The following is a 22,411-nucleotide window of genomic DNA, read 5'->3' as shown; positions in this document are numbered from 1 at the left end:
GAAAAAGAAGACTGGATACTTCATCTATCGGTTCATCAAACACGAGAAAAATGCTATGGATAATCACATCTCATCCAGGGCCTTGCTACATCGACGGGATGTTATAAAGAGCAACCCACGATTTGGTGAGGCAATATTAGAGCACTACACAATTAATGACACCATCTATAAAAAACAACCTTTGTTCTACAAGACAATGCTTCAGGAAGCGCGGTTCAACATTATTCTCGCCATGTGTTGTTTTATATTTGGCAATCAGGCCGAGTCAGTATCAGAGATTAAAGAGCTATGCTCCCGCTATAAAATAGCCAGCCCTAATAGTGTGATTGCGATCATTACTCTTCTCAGAACCACGGGGCGCATCAGGACCTGGCGCTGTACGGATGACCGTCGTAAAACACGAATAGCCCCGACCGAAAAAGGATTGAGTGAACTTAAACGCTATATGTCCGGTGCATTTTTGCCCGTCAGCATTCTTTACCCGACGTTTAATATTGATGTAAACCTGCTGGATAATGACACATTGAGAAATAATTTTTTCCGCCGCGCAGCGGAATATCTCTTCCGGGGATTAACCTTCAGGAAAGTGTTACCCGAGGTAGGATTATTTATTGATAAAGATGGCGGACGCATGATTATGCTTTATCTTTATCTGCAGGCCATAAAAAACAAATCTGCTCATGGTGCAGTGATTGATTATTCAGCCAGCACGCTCGCGAAAGAATTCTTTGTTTCGCGGATCCACGTCAACCGGATTATCAAAACAGCGCAAGAGGCAGGATATCTGAAAGATCGCGGTGACGGTCGCCTGTCGGTGTATCCGGCTTTTCTCGAACTGGTCGAAAACTATGCCGGACTCTATTTCGCGTATGTCACCCATTACATTAACGTGGTACCGAAAGAACGACGCCACCCCAACAACGTCACATTAACGGTATAATAAAAATGGCGTTCGGTTCCCCGAACGCCCTGCCCTTATCTCTCCCGCAGCGCTTCTTTCGCTTTGTTGAGCGGCTTCAACAGATAATCAAGAATGGTTTTACTGCCGGTTTTGATATCCACCGTCGCAATCATCCCCGGAAAGACCGGAAATTCCTTACCTTGCTTATTGGTCAGATGGTTACTGTCGGTGCGGATATAAACGCGGTAGTAGTAAACATCCCTTTTCACCTCATCCTGCAAAGTATCCGGTGAAATCATGGTCACTTCCCCTTCCAGCCCACCGTAAATGGAGTAGTCATAGGCCGTCACTTTTACCAGCGCTTTCTGGCCGGGATGGATAAATGCCACGTCGCGCGGGGAGATTTTTGCCTCAACCACCATCTGATCGTCCAGCGGCACCAGGCTCATCAGTTTGCCATTCGGCGGAATAACGCCTCCCACGGTCGTCACGTCAATATCCTTCACGATGCCACGCACCGGCGCATTGAAGGTCAGCCGGGTCAGGGAATCCTCACGCCCTTTCATCACCGAACGCTGAGCTTCAATTTCCGCGTTGGCTTTTGCCAGTTCTTCACGGGCGCGAACGTAATACTGGTTTTTCATCTCGGTGATTTTATTCTCAAGCTCATTTTTTTGACGCTCAAGACGTAACACCTCCACCTTGCTGGCCGCCCCCTGGGTCACCAGCGGACGGGTTAACGACAGTTCACGCTGCACCAGTTCAGCCCCCTGACGCAGGCCGGCCAGCCCTTTTTCCAGGCTTTCGCGACGGGACTGATAGAGCGCCGTCTCTTGTTTGACCAGCTCAACGTCATCATCCAGTTCTTCGGGAAAAATCAGCGCCGTGTCGTTGACCTCGGCCTTCAGGCGCGCCGCCGTTGCCAGCGCGGCATTCAGGCGGGACTCACTCTCCAGCACGCTGGACTCGGTTTTTGTCCGGTCTAACTGCGCAAGCTGCTGACCGCGTTCGACAATGTCGCCTTCGCGCACCATCAGGCTGTGAATAATGCCCCCTTCCAGGGACTGAATCACCTGCTCATGCGAAGACGGAATCACCTTGCCGCTGCCGGTGGTGACTTCATCAAGCTCGAACAGGCTCGCCCAGGCGATAAATACCGCCAGCAGGGCGAACAGCGCCCATGCCACCCGCGACGACCTCGGTAGGCGTGGCTCTTTCAGACGGCTATTAAAACGGGTTAAATCATTCATGCCACACCCTCCTCAGCAACCGCCGCCGCTTTCATGGTCACGGTGCGCTGCGCGGCTTTTGGCGTCGCCATACCGTGCTGATGCAGGATCGCGTCGCGCGGGCCGTCCGTCACCACCTTGCCGTTTTCCAGCACAATGATGCGGTCAACCAGGTCCAGAATTGGCAGGCGGTGGGTAGCCACCACCAGCGTCCGGCGCTTGCCCAGCCACTGGTGAAGATGCTGAATAAACTGCTTCTCGCTCACTTCATCCAGCCAGGCGGTAGGCTCATCCAGCAGCAGAATCGTCGGAGAAGTGATCAGCGCGCGCGCCAGCAGCAGCGCCTGACGCTGCCCGCCGGACAGCCCCGTGCCGCCTTCATTGATAAGGGTGTTCAGCCCCATTTTCTGCTTGCGCACAAACTCCAGCGCGCCGCTGTTCACCAGCGCCTGATGAATTTCTTCGTCAGTCGCCAGTGGGTTACCCATCAGGATATTGTCCCGCACGGAGCCAAAGAACAGCCGCGCCTGCTGGCTGAGCAACTGCATGTCGCGACGCAGATCGGCCGGGTCCAGATGGTTAAGCGCGATATCGTCCAGCAGGATGCTGCCCTGCTGCGGCTCCTGCATGCCCGCCAGAAGTTGCAGCAGCGTGCTTTTGCCGGAGCCATTTCGGCCAAGCACCGCCACGCGCTCCCCGGCACGGATCTGTAGCTTGCTGATGTTAAGCACGCTGAGTTTCTCTTCTTCATCGTAGTAAAACCCGACGTCCTCCAGCACGTAGTCGCCGCGCAGATGGGCTTTATGCACCTTCTTCCCGTGCTGCGGATCGTCAATCGGTCGCTGCATCAGGTCGTCCAGCCCCTTACGGGCCACTTTTGCCGACTGCCAGCGGGAGAGCACGCCTGAGATCTGCGACAGCGGCGCGATGGTGCGCGACGCCAGAATCGAGGTTCCTACCAGCGCACCGGTGGTCATATCCCCGCTGATCACCAGATAACAGCCCACCAGCAGGACTACCGCATAGACGATAGACTGCACTTCCTGGGTCCAGGTCAGCAGCAGGCCCGTCAGCCAGCGCTGCTTCATGCCGACGGTGGCGGCGACATCGTTGGTGTTATTCCACTGGTTCTGGAAACGCTGTTCGGCGCGCATCAGCTTGATGTCCTCAATGCCCTGCACCGCCTCCACCAGCGTGGCGTTACGGATAGCAGATTCGCGCATCCCCTCGCTGGAGAGTTTGCCCAGCGGACGCTGCACCAGCAGGCCCGGAATCAGCAACAGCGGCACGGCGAGCAGCACCACCAGCACCAGCGGGCCGCCGATCATCCACAGAATAAAGACGAACAGCAGGAAGAACGGCAGATCGGAGATCGCCGCAATGGTAGTGGAGGTGATGAGTTCACGCACCGACTCCAGCTCGCGGATCTGCGCAATAAACGAACCGGTTGATTTGGAGCGTGCGCCATTTTTAATCCGCAGCGCGTGGGCAAACACACGCTCTGAAATGCGCAGGTCGGCGCGTTTCCCCACCACGTCAGATATATGCACGCGCAGCATGCGCATGACGAATTCGAAGACAATGGCAATCATGACGCCGCCAAACAGCACCCACAGCGTGGCTTCTGATTGCGACGGTACGACCCTGTCGTACACCTGCATGGAAAAAACCATGCCAGAGAGAGCCAGTACGTTAGCCACCAGCGCCACCAGCATAATGTCGCTGTAGCGTCGCCAGTCTTTCAGCGCCAGCTGCCAGAACCAGTTTTTCTCATACGGTTTAATGTAATCGTCCACGCGGGCATCCGGTGTGGACTCCAGCGGGCGCAGCACCAGCAGGGTCTTTAACCGTGTCCCGAGCGCTTCCAGCGTCAGCGTCGTCTCCAGGCCACCGTCTCCGCTAAACTGCAGGCTGACGTTGCCTTCGTTGTCCATGCGGGTAATCACTGCGATTTGTCCGCCGGTGAATTCCGCCAGCAGCGGTAAACGCCACGGATCGAGAGAGACCGCCTCCGCCGCCACTACACGCATCCCCAGCCCTAGCTGGCGAGCCATCTCCTCCAGCACCAGCTGGCGCGGAGACTGACTTTCATGGTTAATCGTGACCCGAACATGTTCCGCGGAAAAGTCCAGCCGATAGTGCTTCGCGATGATCAGCATGCCCTGCAGCCAGGGTTCGTACTGTGGATGTGTCTTCATAATCTCCGGGTTAACGCTATTCGTGTATAGAAATGCCAAAAGGCCGCGGGGATCGCTCCCCGCGGCAGGGTTTTACGCAATTAACAGTTGATGATTAGCCAGCAGCGTCGCCAGATCCGTCTGCACGCCGTTCAGCGTCACCAGAGTGGTTGGCGAGAACTGGCCGCCGGTACCGTCCAGGTCAACCTGGATCTCGGTATTGCTTCCGTTTCGCACCACGCGGATGTAATCGGTGATATTGCCCGCGCTACTGTCCAGCGTCGCCACGCCGTTCACATAGCTCGCTGAGCCCGTGCCGGTATAGCCGCTGTCTGAGAGCAGATCGCGCAGGTCAATACGGTCCGTGTCCGCCGTCCCTTCCCAGGTGCCGACGGTAAAGCCGTTCACCACATCGTGACCGTTACCGCCCGTGGCATCCGACGCGTTGATCAGCTTGTAGAGCAACGTATCGTGACCGCCGCTGCCGATGTTGAAGGTGTCATTCCCGCCGCGGCCTTCGAACCGGTTATCAGCGCTGTTGCCGGTGATAACATCGTCGAAGTCCGAACCGTTAATGCCTTCAATATTCAACAGCCGTGTGGTACCAAAGCCAGTGTCCTGTGCGGTTGAAAGGCGCAGGTCAACGGTCACGCCGGAGGTCGCATTGCGGTAATCCACCACGTCCATCCCACCGGTGTTGCTCCAGGTGTCGTAGTCGGAATGGGTATTCCAGCCGCCGGAGCCGTTGTAGGTATAGGTGCCATCTTCTGCAATGAAGGTGTCGTTATACCCGGTCCCGGTGATTGTCCCGCTGTGGCCGCCGGTCGCCGCTTCGGCCGTCAGGACGTAGCCCTCTTTGCCGTTGCCCGCGTCCAGACCGCTCCAGGTGACGTTATCCGACACACCGTTGGTGATCTTCACAATCTCTGCCGAGTAGGTTTCATTCGGATCCAGACCGTAGAAGCTCACCAGCGCAGAGGTATCGTTCGACCCGATACCGGACTGGGCGTTGATGATCTGCGAGGCCACCAGCACGCCTGCGGCGTTATACAGGTTGACCGTGTTGCCGTAGTAAGCGTTGATACCCTCGCTATCGACAATGTGCAGATGCATCGCGGTGCCGTCCGCAATGGTTTTGCTGTTCTGAACCAGCACCACCTTGCCGTTCTGCTGAGACACCAGCAGATCCTTCGCGCCGTCCCAGTTGTAGTCCACCGCGGCCACGCCGGTAGCGTAGGCGATACCGGATGCCAGCTGGCTGGAGTTCCAGGTGGAACCGTACCCGTTGTTGGTGAACAGGGTCGCCGTTTGTGACGCGCCGTAGGTGCTGAGCTTGATGATGTCCATCTGCCCGTCACCGTTCCAGTCCACCGCCACCGACAGATACCCCGCCGACGCGTTAGAGGCTTCCACCGCGCTCTTGGTGGTAGAGAGCTTCCCGGTGCCGTCGTTGTAGTAGATCACCCCGCCGTTGTTGTTGTAGCTGCTGCCCAGGTACAGATCCATGTAGCCATCGCCGTTGAAGTCTGCCCACGTCATGGACGCCGCCGTGGTGGTGTTCGCGGCGTTGACCACAAACACGTTGGTCAGGTTCTGGCCGATAGAGAGCGTGCCGTTGCCGTTGTTGTTGATTACGGTTAACGAGTACGCGCCGCTGCGGTTGGTGTGCTGAACAATATCCACCGTGCCGTCGTTGTTCAGGTCAACGCCGGAGATTTCACGCATGGTGGTGAATTGTCCCCAGAAACCTGCGCCGCCGTTGGTGCCGTCCGGCGACAGAACCCCGTTGTTGTTGATCAGGTACGTAATGGAGTCTGCACCCGCATCGCCGTAGGCCAGATCCAGATAACCATCACCGGTTTTGTCGTACGCAATCACGCCGCCGTACCAGATGGTAGTGCCCATTCCCAGCTGGCTGGCGTTATAGGTGCTACCATCGTAGGTCCACATCACCTGCGTGGATCCCGCGTAGGTGTTCTCCGTGGCGAAAATGTCCTGCGTGCCGTTACGGTCAAAGTCAGCGGCGGTCTGGCTCACCACGTAGTAATTACGGGTGTTGGTCAGCGTATTTCCGGCATAGGTCGAGCTATCGCTGCTGGAGTAAGACTGGCCGTTCGCAATGATATTCCACAGACCGCTGCTGTTCATGCCAAGGGTCATGGTGGAGTTGTTGCTGTTCCCCGCCGTGGTTGCCCAGTCGGTATTCACCGTGGTGGTGTCAATCACCAGACTGCCGGTGGTCGTCCCGGTGGTATTGCCGTTACCCGCGCTGCTCTTCACCTGCGCCGTCACGCTGTAGCTCGCGACGTTCAGCGCATCGCTGTCCGGGATCTGCAGATACCAGGTGTTGTGATCCGGATCGACCACCACCGCACCGCCCGTCTGGGAGGTGTAGGTTTTCCCGTTCACCGTCACCACCAGATACTCACCGTTCACCAGATCGGCGGAGACGGTCCCGCTGACGATCGGCGTGGTATCCGGCGTGGTCTGCGCGGTAATCGCCGCCGTGGTGGTCGGTATGCTGGTATCCACGCTCAGCACAAAGCCGTCCGATTCCGTATAGTTACCGGCCTTGTCGGTGACACGCACAATGTAGGTGTGATTGCCATCGCTCAGGCCGTTATCCTGGAAGGACCAGCTTGCGCTGCCGTTCATGGTCACCTGGCCGAGCAAGACGCCATCGCGGTAAAGCTGGACGATCTCGCCGTCGTCCGGGGCGCGGTTGAGCGTCCCATTGATCACCGGTGAGTTATCGTCAGTGGCGACCGAGCTGCCAAAGGTGCCCGTACGTTCCCCTTCAACGTCGGTATAGCTCACGACCGTTCCCACCGTGTCTGGCGGCGTGGTATCCACCGTCACCACCTGCGACGCGGTAGAGCCCACGTTGCCCGCCTGGTCGATGATCCGCACCTGGTAGGTGTAATCGCCGTCCGCCAGATCGCGGGTATCGGTGTAGCTCCAGCGCTGGTTGGTGACCGTGGCGTCAGACCAGGTATTCCCGCCGTCGAGGCTTATCTGCACGCGCTCGTCGTTTGCCAGCGCGTTGCCCAGCGAGCCGTTAATGGTCAGCGTGGTGTCCATAGTGATGAAATCACTCCCGGACTGACCGGTATCTTCGCTGATGCTGTCGATGGTGATGCCATACTGCGGCGCCTGAGTATCCACCGTCACCGCCTGCGAGGTGGTTGCCCCGACGTTACCCGCCTGGTCAATTACCCGCACCTGGTAGTTATGGCTACCGTCGGTCAGGGTACGCGTATCGCTGTAGCTCCACTGGGTCCCGCTCACGGTGGCATACACCCAGGTGGTGCCGCCATCCATGCTCACCTGAACGAACTCACCCGCCCCCAGCTCTGCGCCAAGCGTGCCGTGCAGCGTGTACGAGGTCGAACTGGTCAGGAAGTCATTGTTGTCAAACCCGGTGTCGACGGTAATGTTATCCACGGTCACCGTAATCGCCGCATCCGGGGCGACCGTATCAACGGTCACCTGCTGATGAGCGCTGGCCCCCACGTTGCCCGCCGCATCCACCACGCGAACGTAGTAGTCATAGGTCTGGTTCCCGAGCGTGCGGCTGTCGACGTAGTACCAGCTGTTGCCGGTCACAATCACGTTCTGCCAGGTGACGCCGCCGTCGATGCTGATCTGGGCGTACTCGCCGTCAGCCAGCGTCGCGCCGAGCGAGCCGTGCAGCGTCAGGGACGTATCGTTGGTGATAAAGTCGCTGCTGCTCAGGCCGGTATCGTCGCTGATGCGGTCGATGGCGATGGTTTTGCTGGCGTCCGGCGCGACGGTATCAATGGTCACTACCTGGCTGGTGGTGGCGCTGATATTCCCCGCGTCGTCAATCACGCGCAGCTGGTAGTTGTAATCTCCGTCGGCCAGCGTACGGCCATCGACATACGTCCAGCTCAGCCCGCTGACGCTGACGTCGGTCCAGGTCAGACCGCCGTCGAGGCTGATCTGCGCGTGGTCACCGCTGCCCAGCGCCGCGCCGAGCGTCCCTTTCAGGCTGATCTGGTTGTCGCTGGTGATGAAGTCACTGTCGGACAGGCCGGTATCCTGGGAAACGGAATCCACGGTAATGGTCGTTGCCGCCGGTTTCGTCAGATCAATGACCACGTCCTGGCTGTCCGTTGACCCCACGTTGCCCGCGTTATCAATCACCCGCACCTGATACTGATAGGTCCCGTCGGTCAGGGTGCGGCCGTCCGTATAACGCCATGTGGTGCCGGTCACGGTCAGGTCAATCCAGGTTGCCCCACCGTCGAGGCTGATCTGCGCCTTCTCGTTATTGCCGAGCTGCGCGGTCAGCGAGCCGTTGACCACGACCTGAGCGTCGTTGGTGATGAAATCACTCGCGCTCAGGCCGGTGTCGTTTTGCAGAGAATCAATGCTGATGCCCATCGACGGCGCGGTGAGATCCACGGTGACGCTGTGGTTATCGCTGCCGCTGTTGCCGATGGTGTTGCTGACCTGCGCGTTAATGACGTACGAACCGCCGTCCGCCAGCGCGGTCACGTCTGCGTTTCCGACCGTATAGCGCCAGGTACCGTCATTCTGAACGGTCGCCGTGTAGGTTTTACCGTTCAGCGTGATGGTCACCGTCTGGCCCGCAGGCGCGTCGGTGGTGCCGCTGATGACCAGCGGCGTGCCGTGTTCGGCGGCGCTGACAATGTCATCTTCCGCAAAGGTGTTGATGGTGATAGTTGGGACATCACCGTTCAGCGTTACGTCGTGCGTTGCGCTGCCAGGGTTACCTGCTTTATCACTCACCGTGGCGGTAATCGCGTACTGCCCGTCACTCAGGCCGAGGAAGTCACGGCCCGGCACGAAGACCGACCACGATCCGTCTGCCCCGACGGTGGCCTGATAGCTGTGCCCGTTGAAGGAGACGGTCACCGTCTGGCCCTGTTCCGCCGTGGTGGTACCGCTGATGGTCTGGCCCGCCAGCTGCTCGGCATTGTTAACGATGTCGTCATCGGCCACGGTGCTGATGGTCACGGTCGGCGCGACGGTATCCACCGTTAAGGTGTGCGTCGTCTGACCGCTGTTCCCGGCTTTGTCGTTGACCGAGGCGGTCACCGTCAGCGCCCCCTGGCTCAGCGCGGCCAGATCCGCCGCGGGTACGTCCAGCGTCCAGGTGCCGTCGTTGGCCACGGTAGCGGTATAGGTTTTGCCGCCCAGCGTCACGGTAACGGTCTGGCCGGCCTCGGCGCTGGAGGCACCGTGAACCGTCAGCGGCTGCTGCGCTTCTGCCGCGTTCAGCACATCGTCACCCGACAACGTCGCAATGCTTACCACCGGCGCGGTGGTATCTACGCTGATGTCGTGCGTTGCCGAGGCGCTGTTACCCGCGCTGTCCTGCGCCGAAACAGACACCTGATAGCGCGCGCCATCGGCCAGTGTGCCTACGTCGGCGGCCGGGACGGTAGTCGTCCAGGTGCCGTCGCTCTGAATCGTGGCGGTGTAGGTCTTGCCGTTCAGGGTCACGGTCACCTGCGTACCGCTGGCAAACTGGGCGCTGGAGCCATTAATCACCAGCGCGTTACCCGCTTCTGCCGCGTTGATAACGTCATCGCCGCTGAGGGTATTTACCGTCAACGCCACGGAGGCGGTGTTGACCACCACGTCGTGCGTCTGGGTGCTGCTGTTGCCCGCGCTGTCGGTAATGGTTGCGCTCAGCGTCACTGTGCCGTCGCTCAGCGCGGAAATCACGCTGGCCGGCACGCCCACGCTCCAGTTGCCGCTGGCGTCAACGGTGGTGGTGTACTGGTTCGAACCCAGCGTAATGACCACTTTATCCCCGACGTTCGCGCCGGTTGCCGTGCCGCTGACGATCTGCGCCTGTCCGTGTTCCACGCTGTTGATCACGTCATCGCCCGCCACAACGTTAACGCTGACGGTCGGTGGCGTGGTATCAAGCGTAATCGCTTTACCCGCGCTGCCCGGGTTACCCGCCGCGTCGCTCACGCTGACCTGCACGGTATAGCCGTTATCCGCCAGTGCGGAGAGATCGGTGCCCGGCACGTTGACGCTCCAGATACCGCCCTGCTGCACCTGCGCGGTGTAGCTCTTACCGCCCAACGTCACGGTAACCGTCTGCCCGGCTTCCGCGGTGGTGGTACCGGAGATAGCCACGCCTGCGGACGCTTCGCTGGCGTTGATCACGTTATCGCCCGCGACCGTATCAATGGTGACGGCTGGCGCGGTGGCATCCACGCTGTACTCGCGGCCCGCAGAGGCGCTGTTGCCGTTCACGTTAGTCACGCTCACCTGCACGCTGGCATCGCCATCCTTGAGGCCCGCCAGATCGGCGGAAGGCACGGTAGCCGTCCAGTTGCCGTCGGCATCCACTTTCGCGGTGTACGTCTTCCCGGCGAAGGTGATGGTAACGGTCTGGTTTTCCTCAACGTTCGACGTGCTGCCTGAAAGCACCAGATCCGCGCCTTTCTCCGCCGCGTTAATCACGTCATCGGTAGCAATCGCATCAATGCTGATGGCGACCGCGGCCAGATCCACGTTCACATCGTGGCTGATGGAGACCGGGTTACCCGCGGTGCTTTGGCCTGCCACGGTAACGGTGACCGTGCCTGCTGCCAGCGCACCCACGTCTGCCGCCGGGATTGCCGCGCTCCAGGTACCGTCTGCCAGCACGGAGGCGGCATACGTTTTGCCGTTGACGGTCACGGTGAGCGTGGTTCCCACCGCCAGCCCGTCGCTGGAACCGGTGACGATCAGGTTCTGACCGTGTTCGATGCTGTTGATCACGTCGTCACCCGCGACGGTATCAACGCGCAGGCCCGGCAGACTGGCGTCTATAGCGATTTCGCGCTCGCCCGCCCCGGTATTGCCGTGGCCGTTGGTCACGGTCGCTGACACCGTCAAATCGCCGTTGCCCAGCGCCGTCAGAACAGACTCCGGCACGTTCACGGACCAGGTCAGATCGTTCTGCACCGTCGCGGTGTAGCTGTTGCCGCCAAGGGTCACGGTAACGATATTGCCCGCCTCCGCGTTCGTCACGCTGCCGCTGATGGTCTGGCCTGAAGCCACTTCCGCCGCGTTAATAATGTTATCGCCCGCCACGGTGTTGATAGTGACCGTTGGCAGCGCGGTATCCACCAGCAGGTTCGCGGTGTTGCTGACGCTGTTGCCCACGCCGTTGGTCGCCGTCGCGCTCAGGGTGTAATTGGCCTGACCGAGACCCGCCAGATCTGCCGCCGGAACGGTCAGGCTCCAGCTGCCGTCCGCCGCCGTGGTGGCGGTGTACTGCTTGCCGTTCAGGGTCACGGTGACCACGGTACCTTCTGCCAGGTTGGCGCTGGTGCCGCCGACGCTCAGGTCCTGGCCTTTCTCCACCGCGTTCAGCACGTTGTCGCCGCTGAGGGTGTTGAAGCCGACCGACGGCAGGCCGGTATCGACGGCCACGTTATGGCTGCCGGTGCCGGTATTGCCTGCGGCATCGGTGACTGACGCCGTGACGGTTACGGTGCCGTCGCTGAGGCCGGAAATCACGCTCGCCGGTACGCCCACGCTCCAGTTGCCCGCCGCGTCCAGCACGGTGATGTACGTCTGGCCGCCGAGGGTAACGGTGACCTTATCGCCCGCTGCCGCCCCGGTGGCGGAACCGCTGATAATCTGCGCCTGAGCGTGCTCCGCGATGTTAATCACGTCGTCGCCCGCCACGGTGTTGATGGTGACCGCTGGCACGGTGATATCTACCGTCAGGTTATGGTCAACGGAAGCAGGGTTACCCGCTTTGTCGCTCACGGACGCGGTCACGGTCACGCTGCCGTCGCCGAGCGCCGCAACATCCGCCGCCGGAACGTTCAGCGTCCAGCTCCCGTCCGCGCTGACGGTTGCGGTGTAGTCTTTACCGTTCAGCGACACGGTGACCGTCTGGCCCGCTTCGGCGGTGCTGGTGCCGGACACGGTCAGATCGCTCTTCGCTTCGGCCGCATTGAGAATGTCGTCACCCGCGATCGTGTTGATGGTCACGGACGGCGCGGTGGCGTCCACGCTGTACTCGCGGCCCGCCGAGGCGCTGTTGCCGTTAACGTTTGTGACGCTCACCTGCACGCTGGCGTCGCCGTCCTTAAGGTGTGCCAGATCCGCGGACGGTACGGTATACGTCCAGTTGCCGCTGTCATCAACGGTAGTGGTGTAGATCTTGCCGTTCAGGCTCAGGGTCACGGTCTGCCCGGCTTCCACGTTGGTGGTCGCACCGGACAGCACCAGGTCTGCCCCTTTCTCCGCCGCATTGATCACGTCGTCGGTGGCGATGGCGTTGATGCTGATGGCAACGGTCGCCAGATCCACCGTCACGTCGTGGCTGATGCTAATCGTGTTACCCGCCGCGCTGTCGCCGGTGACGCTGATTTTCACGCTGCCTTCCGGCCACGCGCTCACGTCGGCAGACGGGATCGCCGCGCTCCAGGTGCCGTCCGCCAGCACCGTAGCCGCATAATCTTTGCCGTTAACGGTGACGGTCAGCGCCGTGCCCGCCGCCACTCCGTCGCTGGATCCAGTGACGATCAGGTTTTGCGCATGTTCGATGCTGTTGACCACGTCGTCGCCCGCGACGGTATCGACGCGCAGGCCCGGCAGGTTAGCGTCTATAACGATTTCGCGTTCGCCGGAACCGGTGTTGCCGTGGCCGTTGGTCACGGTCGCCGTCACGCTCAGGCTGCCGTTGCCCAGCGCGGTCAGCACGTCAGACGGTACGTTTACGGACCAGCTCAGATCGTTCTGTACCGTCGCGGTGTAGGTATTGCCGCCAAGGGTGATGGTCACGGTGTTACCCGCTTCGGCATTCGCCACGGTACCGCTCAGGGTTTGCCCGGCCGCCACTTCCGCCGCGTTAATAACGTTATCGCCCGCCACGGTGTTGATGGTGACGGTCGGCAGCGCAGTATCCACCAACAGGTTCGCGGTGTTGCTGACGCTGTTGCCCACGCCGTTGGTCGCCGTCGCGCTCAGGGTGTAGTTGGCCTGACCGAGACCCGCCAGATCCGCTGCCGGAACGGTCAGGCTCCAGCTGCCGTCCGCCGCCGTGGTGGCCGTGTAGTTTTTACCGTTGAGGGTCACGGTCACCACGGTGCCTTCCGCGAGGTTAGCGCTGGTGCCGCTGACGCTCAGATCCTGACCTTTCTCCACCGCGTTCAGCACGTTGTCGCCGCTGAGGGTGTTGAAGCCGACCGACGGCAGGCCGGTATCGACGGTCACGTTATGGCTGCCGGTGCCGGTATTGCCTGCGGCATCGGTGACTGACGCCGTGACGGTTACGGTGCCGTCGCTGAGGCCGGAAATCACGCTCGCCGGTACGCCCACGCTCCAGTTGCCCGCCGCGTCCAGCACCGTGGTGTACGTCTGGCCGCCGAGGGTGACGGTGACCTTATCGCCCGCTGCCGCCCCGGTGGCGGAACCGCTGATAATCTGCGCCTGAGCGTGCTCCGCGATGTTAATCACGTCGTCGCCCGCCACGGTGTTGATGGTGACCGCTGGCACGGTGATATCTACCGTCAGGTTATGGTCAACGGAAGCAGGGTTACCCGCTTTGTCGCTCACGGACGCGGTCACGGTTACGCTGCCGTCGCCAAGCGCCGCAACATCCGCCGCCGGAACGTTCAGCGTCCAGCTGCCGTCCGCGCTGACGGTTGCGGTGTAGTCTTTACCGTTCAGCGACACGGTGACCGTCTGGCCCGCTTCGGCGGTGCTGGTGCCGGACACGATCAGGTCACTCTTCGCTTCGGCCGCATTCAGAATGTCGTCACCCGCGATCGTGTTGATGGTCACGGACGGCGCGGTGGCGTCCACGCTGTACTCTCGGCCCGCCGACGCGCTGTTGCCGTTCACGTTAGTGACGCTCACCTGTACGCTGGCGTCGCCGTCTTTCAGACCTGCCAGATCGCCCGCTGGCACCGTGGCGGTCCATTTACCCTCAGCATCCACCGTGGCGGTATAATTCTTGCCGCCAAAGGTAATGGTGACGGTCTGGTTTGCTTCCACGTTCGAGGTGGTGCCGGAGAGCACCAGATCCGCGCCCTTCTCGGCCGCGTTAATCACATCGTCTGAGGCGATGGCATCAATGCTGATGGCAACGGTCGCCAGGTCCACCGTCACATCGTGATTAATGGAAACCGGGTTACCCGCACCGTTCTGGCCTGCCACGGTAACGGTCACCGTGCCTGCCGCCAGGGCACCCACGTCCGCCGCCGGGATCGCCGCACTCCAGGTGCCGTCAGCCAGGACGGTCGCCGGGTAGGTTTTATTGTTCACGGTGACGGTCAGCGCCGTGCCCGCCGTCAGCCCGTCGCTTGTACCCGTAATAATCAGGTTTTGATTATGTTCGATGCTGTTGATCACATCGTCGCCCGCGACGGTATCGACGCGCAGCCCAGGCAGGTTAGCGTCGATAGTGATATCGCGCTCAGCGGAGCCGCTGTTACCCACGCCGTTGGTTACGCTGGCAGATACGGTCAACTCGCCGTTGCCCAGCGCTGTCAGTTCGGCTTGCGTCACGTTAACGGACCAGGTGAGATCGCTCTGGACCGTCGCGGTATACGTTTTGCCTCCGAGAGTCACGGTAACCGTGTTGCCTGCTTCGGCATTGACTACCGAGCCGCTGATGCTCTGGCCTGCCGCCAGTTCAGCCGCGTTAATGACGTCATCGCCCGCCACGGTGTTGATAATGACACCCGGCAGAACGGACTCGACATTCACGGTATGAGAGGTACTGGTGCTGTTGCCAACGCCGTCCGTTGCTGACGCGGTAACGGTATAAAGCGCTTCACCCAGTTGACCGACCTGATCCGCCGGAACCGTGGTCGTCCATTTACCGTTAGCGTCCACCGTTGCGCCGTACGCTTTGCCGTTGAGCATCACGGTCACCGCCGCGCCTGCCGCCAGGCCGGAAGCCGTACCGGAGATCGTCAGATCCTGGGTTTTCTCTGAACTGTTGATCACATCGTCACCGGAAACGGTGTCAATGGTCAGCACCGGCGCGCTCAGGTTTACCTCCACGCTGTGTGTGGTGCTGTTACTGTTGCCCGCTTTATCGGTCAGCGCCGCGGTGATGGTGTAATCTCCCGCGGTCAACGCGGTCACATCCGCCGCCGGTACACCCACGCTCCAGTTGCCGGAGGCATCCAGAGTGGCTGTGTATGATTTGTTGTTGATCGTCACGGTGACCACATCACCCGCCGCCGCGCCGGACACAGAACCGGTGACAATCAGCGCCTGCGCATGTTCGGCGCTGTTGATCACATCGTCGTCGGATACGGTGTGGATGGTCAGCTGTGGAACGGTAGTATCAACCAGCACGTCGCGATCGGCAGAGGCCGGGTTGCCCGCTTTATCCGCGACGGCGGCGCTGACGGTGTAGTTACCGTCAGCAATCGCGCCCAGATCCGCAGACGGCACGGTTACGCTCCAGCTGCCGTTTGCCGCTACGGTGGTGGTGTAGTCTTTACCGTTCAGCGTGACCGTCACCGTCTGGCCCGCTTCGGCGTTGGTCACGCCATTAATGACCAGATCCTGCTGCGCTTCGGCCGCATTGATGATGTTGTTGTCGCTGATGATGTCAATCGAGACCGTCGGCGCCGTCGCGTCCACGCTGTACTCACGGCCAGCTGACGCGCTGTTGCCGTTCACGTTGGTCACGCTCACCTGTACGCTGGCGTCGCCGTCTTTCAGGCTGCCCAAATCGGCAGACGGTACGGTGGTCGTCCAGTTGCCGCTGGCATCGACCGTCGCGGTGTACGACTTGCCGCCGAAGGTGATGGTGACGGTCTGGTTAGCTTCCACATTGGTGGTGGAGCCGGACAGGACCAGGTCCGCGCCTTTTTCCGTCGCGTTAATCACGTCGTCGGTGGCAATCGGATTAATGCTGATGGCGACTGCGGCCAAATCTACCTTCACGTCGTGGCTGATGGTGACCGGCGTGCCCGCCGTGCTCTGGCCGTTAACCGTTACGGTGACCGTGCCTGCGCCCAGCGCGCTAACGTCTGCCGCCGGGATCGCCGCCGCCCAGGTGCCGTCTGCCAGCACGGTTGCCGCGTAGGTTTTTCCGTTGACGGTTACCGTGAGTGCCGAACCGGCTGCCAGGCCATCGCTTGACCCGGTGATAATCAGGTTTTGCGCATGTTCGATGCTGTTAATCACATCGTCGCCCGCGACGGTATCGACGCGCAGACCGGGCAGGCTGGCATCGATGGTGATGTCGCGCTCGCCGGTGCCGGTATTGCCATGGCCGTTGGTGACGCTGGCGGACACCGTCAGATCGCCGTTACCGATGGCGGTTAAGACCGTGGACGGCACGTTGACCGACCAGCTCAGGTCGTCCTGTACCGTGGCGGTGTAGATGTTGCCACCGATGGAAATAGTGACAGCGTCACCGCTCGCTGCCCCGCTCACTTTCCCGCTCAGGGTCTGGCCTGCGGCGACCTCTGCCGCATTAATCACATCATCCGTGGCGACAGGATTAATGGTCACCACCGGGAGCGCGCTGTCGACCACAACGCTGTGGCTGGTACTCGCGCTGTTACCTGCCGCGTCGGTCACGTTTGCCGTCACGGCGTAGCTCGCTTCGCCCAGCGCCGAGACGTTTGCCGCCGGTACGGTGACGCTCCAGTTGCCGCTGGCGTCCGTGATGGCGGTGTAACTGATGCCGTTCAGGGTCACCGTAATGCTGGTTTCCGGCTGGTTACTGCTGCCGGAAACCAGCAGGTCCTGGCCTTTTTCGGCCGCGTTGATCACGTCGTCAACCGCCAGGCTATTGATGGCAATCACCGGCGCGGTCAGGGAGACCTCAACGTCATGCGTTGCGGTGGTGCTGTTACCCGCTTTATCGGTGAGTGTCGCCGCAATCGTCAGGTTGCCGTTCACCAGCGCGCCCACGTCCGTTGCCGGAACGCCCACGCTCCAGCTCCCGGACGCATCCAGCATTGCGGTGTAGTCTTTCCCGTTCAGGGTCACCGTGATGACATCGCCCGCCTGCGCGCCCGTCACCTTACCGGAGACGATCAGCGCCTGACCGTGCTCAGCAATGTTCACGATGTCATCGCCCGCGACGATGTTGAAGCTAATCTGTGGCACGGTGGTATCCACCAGAACGGAGGCATCCGCGCTTGTCGGGTTGCCGGCTTTATCGGAAACCGATGCCGTGACCGTGGCGTTACCGTCGCTGATGCCTGCCAGATCCGCCGCCGGCACGTTGAGTGTCCAGCTGCCGTCCGCCTGCACCTGCGCGGTGTACTGCTTGCCGTTGAACGAGACCGTGACCGTCTGGCCGGCTTCGGCCGTGGTGGAGCCGCTCAGGGTCAAATCCTGCCCCGCCTCAGCCGCGTTGAGCATATTGTCATTGCTGATGGTGTTGATGCTGACCGTTGGCGCAGTGGTATCGACGCTGAATTCCTGCGCGGACGATGCCGCGTTGCCGTTCGCGTTGGTGACGTTAACCTGCACGCTGGCGTCGCCGTCTTTCAGGCCGCTCAGATCGGCTGCCGGTACGGTATACGTCCAGTCGCCGTTGGCATCCACGGTCGTGGTCCAGGTTTTACCCGCAAAGGTAATGGTCACGGTCTGACCCGCTTCCACATTGGAGGTGGTGCCGGAAAGCAGCAGATCCTGACCTTTTTCCGCCGCGTTCAGCACGTTATCGTCAGTCACGCTGCTGATAGTGATGGCGACAGGCGCGAGATCGACATCCACAACGGTGCCAATATTCACCGGGTTGCCGGAGGTATCCTGTGCGCTTGCCTTGATATCGAGCGCACCCTCCGCCCACTGCGACACATCCGCGGCCGGGATCGCCGCCTTCCAGGTGCCGTCCGCCAGCACGGTGGCGAAATAGTTGCTGCCGTTAATGGTTACCGTGACGGTGCTGCCCGCGACCAGATCGGTGCTGGAGCCGGACACAATCAGGTTTTGACCGTGTTCGATGATGTTAATCACGTCATCGCCCGCCACGGTGTCAATACGCAGTCCAGGAAGCTGGGCGTCGATGGTGAAGTCCAGAGAGGATGAGCCGGTATTACCGTGGGCGTTGGTGACGCTGGCTGACAGCGTCAAATCGCCATTGCCGAGCGCGGTTAACTGGCTCTCGCTTAACGGCAGGCTCCAGGTGAGATCGTCCTGCACGGTGGCCGTGTATGTCTGGCCGCCAAGGATAATCGTGACAGTGTCACCTGGCGCCGCGTGAGTCACTTTACCGGTCAGGGTTTGCCCTGCCGCAACCTCCGCTGCGTTAACGATATTATCGCCCGCCAGGGTATTGATCGTCACAACCGGCAGCGAACTGTCCACCAGCACATCGTGACTTGCAGAGGCGCTGTTGCCCACGCTGTCAGTCACGTTCGCCGTCACGGTGTAATGCGCTTCGCCCAGCGCACCTACCGCCGTCGCCGGTACGGTGACGCTCCAGTTACCGCTGGCATCGGCAATAGCCGTGTAGTCGATGCCGTTCAGGGTAACGGTGATACGGGTTCCTTCCGGCTGGTTGCTGGTACCGGAGAGTTGCAGATCCTGACCTTTCTCGGTCGCATTGATCACGTCATCTGCTGCCAGGGTATTAATACCGATGACCGGCGTCACGGTATTCACCACCACATCCAGCGAACTGCTTCCGGTATTACCGGACCTGTCGGTCACGGAGACGTCGATGGTCCAGGTACCGTCGGCCAGCCCCTGCACCACGGACGCTGGCAGACCGAGGCTCCAGTTGCCCGCCGCATCCACCACGGTGGTGTAATCCACATTGTTGATGGTGATGGTCACCCGGTCGCCCGCTGCCGCGCCGGTCACGGAGCCGCTCAGGATCTGCGCCTGAGAATGGGCAAGCTGGTTAATGGTGTTGGTGGCGGTGACAAAGTCGTTGATGGTCACCTGCGGCACGGTTGCGTCTACCAGACCGACGCGATCGGCGCTGCTGGTGTTACCCGCCACGTCGCTCACGCTGGCCGTCACGGTCACGATACCGTCGGCCAGAGCGCCAACGTCAGCCGCCGGAACGCTCAACTGCCAGGTACCGTCCGTCTGGACCGTGGTCTGGTACGTTTTGCCGTTCAGCGTTACGGTGACCGTCTGGCCCGATTCTGCCGTGCTGCTGCCGCTTAAGACTAAATCCTGCTGCGCTTCGGCCGCATTAATGATGTTATCCGCGGTCAGGTTATCGAGGGTAATCGCTGGCGGCAGGGTATCCACCGTGACCACGCGCGACGCGTCGGCAGTGTTACCGTTGATGTTGGTGACGCTGACGCTCACCTGTGCGCGACCGTCGATCAGCGTGTCCATCGCGCTGGCCGGTACGGTCAGGCTCCAGGAGCCATCCTGCTGCACCTGGGCGGTGAAGGTCTGGTCGGCGAATTTCACCACCACGGTCTGCCCCGCTTCCACGCCCTGCGTCTGGCCGGACAGGGTTAAATCGCTGCCTTTTTCTGTCGCGTTGAGCATGTCATCGCTGGAGACGGTATCAATGGTGACCGCCACGGCGTTGAGGTCGAGTTCAATCGGGTGTTCTGCCGAAACGGTGTTGTTCCAGGCATCTTTCGCGCTGACGTTGACCGTCACCTCGCCCGCCGTCCAGGCCTGAAGATCCGCCGCCGGAACGCCAATCTGCCAGTTGCCGCTGGCGTTAACCGCGGTGACGTACTCGACGTTATTGATGGTAACGACAATCTGTGTGCCCGCAGCCAGATGGGTGCTGGCACCGGTGACGGTCAGATCGTGCTGCTGTTCGATGGCGTTGATCACGTCATCGCCGGAAATGGTGTTCACGCGCAGACCCGGCAGCTGAGCGTTGATGTTGATATCACGCTCGCCGGTGCCGGTATTACCGTGCCCGTTGGTTACCGATGCGGTGAAGGTTAAATCACCATCGCCGAACGCCTGAAGATCCGCCGACGGAATGGTGACGCTCCAGGTGAGATCGCTGCCTACCGTGGCGCTGTAGCTCTTACCGCCCACGGTAACAGACACCGTATCGCCCGCCGCCGCGCCGGTAACGCGACCGCTGAGGGTTTGATCCACGCCCGCTTCGGCGTTATTGACCAGGTTGTCGCCTGCAAAGGTGTTGATAATGACCTGCGGCAGCACGGTATCCACCAGCAGATTCGCTTCGGCAGAACCGCTGTTGCCCACGTTGTCGGTGCCGCTAACGGTAACGGTGTAAAGCGTGTTCGCCAGATTCAACACGTCGGAAACCGGCACCTGGATGGACCAGATACCGTTTTCGACGGTGGCCGGATAATTCACGTTATTCAGCGTGACGGTGATGGCGCTGCCGTCAGGCAGATTGCTGGTGCCGGACAGGCTCAGCGGCTGCATCGCCTCCTGGGCATTCAGCACGTTATCCTGGCTGATGGCGTCAATCGTGAATTCCGGCGGGTTGCCGCTCAGCGTGATGCCGTGCGTGGCGCTGCTGGTGTTGCCTGCCGCATTGGTCACGGACACCGAAAGGGTGTGGTGGCCTTCTCCCAGCGCACCCACAACGGACGCCGGGACGCCTACGCTCCAGCTGCCGTCTGCCAGCACCACGCCGGTGAAGGTCTTACCGCCCACGGTTACGGTCACCACATCGCCTGCGGCGGCACCGCTCACCTGGCCGGAGATAATCTGTGCCTGGCCCTGCTCGCTGGTATTGAGAATATCATCGCCCGCCACGGTGTGAATGGTAATGACCGGCGCCGCAGTATGAACCGAGAAATCTGCCGTCGCTGATGAACCGTTACCCGCTTTGTCACTGACGTTCACCGTCAGGGTGTGGTTGCCCTCACTGAGAGCCTGCACCTCGCTGGCGGCAAGCGTGACGGACCAGGTGCCATCGCTGCCCACCGTGGCGTTATAGTTTTTGCCGTTCAGCGTTACCGTCACAATTTGTCCGGCTTCCGCGTTGGTTTTACCGGTCAGCGTCAGCGGCTGGTTGTGCTCGGCGGCATTGATGATATTGTCCTGCGCGAGCGTATCAACAGAGAGCGTTGGCGCAGCGGTATCCACGCCAATCGTCTGGCTTCCGCTCACGGTATTCCCCGCCGCGTCTTTGCCGCTCACGTTGACCGTCCAGGTGCCATCCCCCAGCGCCTGCGCGTCTGCCGCTGGCACTTTTACGCTCCACGCGCCGTTGGCCCCCACTTCCGCCGTGTAGGTTTTACCGTTCAGCGTCACGGAAACGTCGGTTCCCTTTGCCAGATGCTGGCTGCTGCCGGACAGCGTAAAACCGGCAGACTGCTCGCTGGCGTTTATCACGTTGTCACCCGCCGTTGTCGCCAGCGTAATGGAGGCCTCGGCCGTGGAGACGGTTACCGTGATGCTGCCTGCAGAGGTGGTTTTGCTGCCGTCGATCTGCACGACCGACCACGTATGCTCTCCGTCAGACTGGGTCGGGAGTTTTACCGTCCAGGTGCCGTCTTTACCCACCATCGCGCTGGCAATGGTGCTTCCGCTGCTGTCTTTGATCTGAGTGGTTGCGCCCGGTTGGCCGCTACCGCTAAAGGTCGGGGTGTTATCGTCCGTGATCGCGTTTGCGCTCAGCACACCCTGCTTGTCACCCACCTTGTCCGACAGCAAAAAGGTCGGCGTGGCACTTTCCACTTCTTTGGTGTTATCAATGACTTTCGTTTTCGTTTCGCCGTCACCGCCGTTGGCCAGCAGCGCCCCGATGGCGCCACCGCCTAAGGCAGCACCCGCAATCCAGCCCCACGGCGCATCGCTCAGGACACTTTCCTGCTCAAGGAAAGGTTCAATGCTGCTAATGGGTGTGGCCTGGGCGGTTAACTCAGTGACAGCAGCGCCAGACGCTTCCCCGGCATCGGCAAAAGAAATATGCGTCAGTTCCTGATGATCGTTGAATACCAGCTCTGACTGATGATGGGTTTCAGGATCTTCGACAAAATAGTTATTACAGCGAATAACGCTGCCATCTTTCATATAAATGAGAAGGTCTTTACCCTGGCGGACATAACGCACCACATCCTGAGCTGAGCCCTGGATTTCAATCACACTCGGCGATGAAATGGATACCGAGAGATTTCCGTCTCCGGTTAATTTCGTTTTTTCTGCCGTTTTGCGAATGATGACATCAACAACCTTTACGTTACTCATATTCTTCT

3 protein-coding genes and 2 pseudogenes are annotated in these 22,411 nt (G+C 60.6%); 1 reads left to right on the top strand and 4 read right to left on the bottom strand.

Annotation, left to right across the window (positions count from 1 at the left end; genetic code table 11):
- Positions 1-55: 55 nt before the first annotated feature.
- Positions 56-940: a hypothetical protein gene (locus tag ACOTYN_RS10035; protein ID WP_032629235.1), complete on the top strand. Its 885-nt coding sequence runs from the start codon at positions 56-58 to the stop codon at positions 938-940.
- Between the two features lie 35 nt (positions 941-975).
- Here the strand turns inward: ACOTYN_RS10035 and ACOTYN_RS10030 are convergent, their stop codons facing one another.
- The 4 genes and pseudogenes from ACOTYN_RS10030 to ACOTYN_RS10015 form a co-directional block, all read right to left on the bottom strand.
- The gene (locus ACOTYN_RS10030) at positions 976-2,151 is read right to left on the bottom strand and encodes an HlyD family type I secretion periplasmic adaptor subunit (RefSeq protein ID WP_071922253.1); all 1,176 of its coding nucleotides are present in this window, start codon (positions 2,149-2,151) and stop codon (positions 976-978) included.
- Positions 2,148-4,328 (bottom strand): type I secretion system permease/ATPase, encoded by a 2,181-nt coding sequence (locus tag ACOTYN_RS10025; protein ID WP_071922254.1) that lies wholly within the window; start codon positions 4,326-4,328, stop codon positions 2,148-2,150. Before ACOTYN_RS10025 ends, ACOTYN_RS10030 begins: the two co-directional genes overlap by 4 nt.
- Positions 4,329-4,400: 72 nt before the next feature.
- A pseudogene (locus tag ACOTYN_RS10020) lies at positions 4,401-5,999 on the bottom strand (FG-GAP-like repeat-containing protein); the annotation flags it as partial.
- A 314-nt stretch (positions 6,000-6,313) separates the two neighbouring features.
- A pseudogene (locus ACOTYN_RS10015) lies at positions 6,314-22,403 on the bottom strand (Ig-like domain-containing protein); the annotation flags it as partial.
- Positions 22,404-22,411 lie beyond the last annotated feature (8 nt).

Source organism: Enterobacter cloacae complex sp. IR5458 (assembly GCF_049238025.1).
Lineage (GTDB): Bacteria > Pseudomonadota > Gammaproteobacteria > Enterobacterales > Enterobacteriaceae > Enterobacter > Enterobacter kobei.
This window is presented reverse-complemented; position numbering and strand designations above follow the sequence as displayed.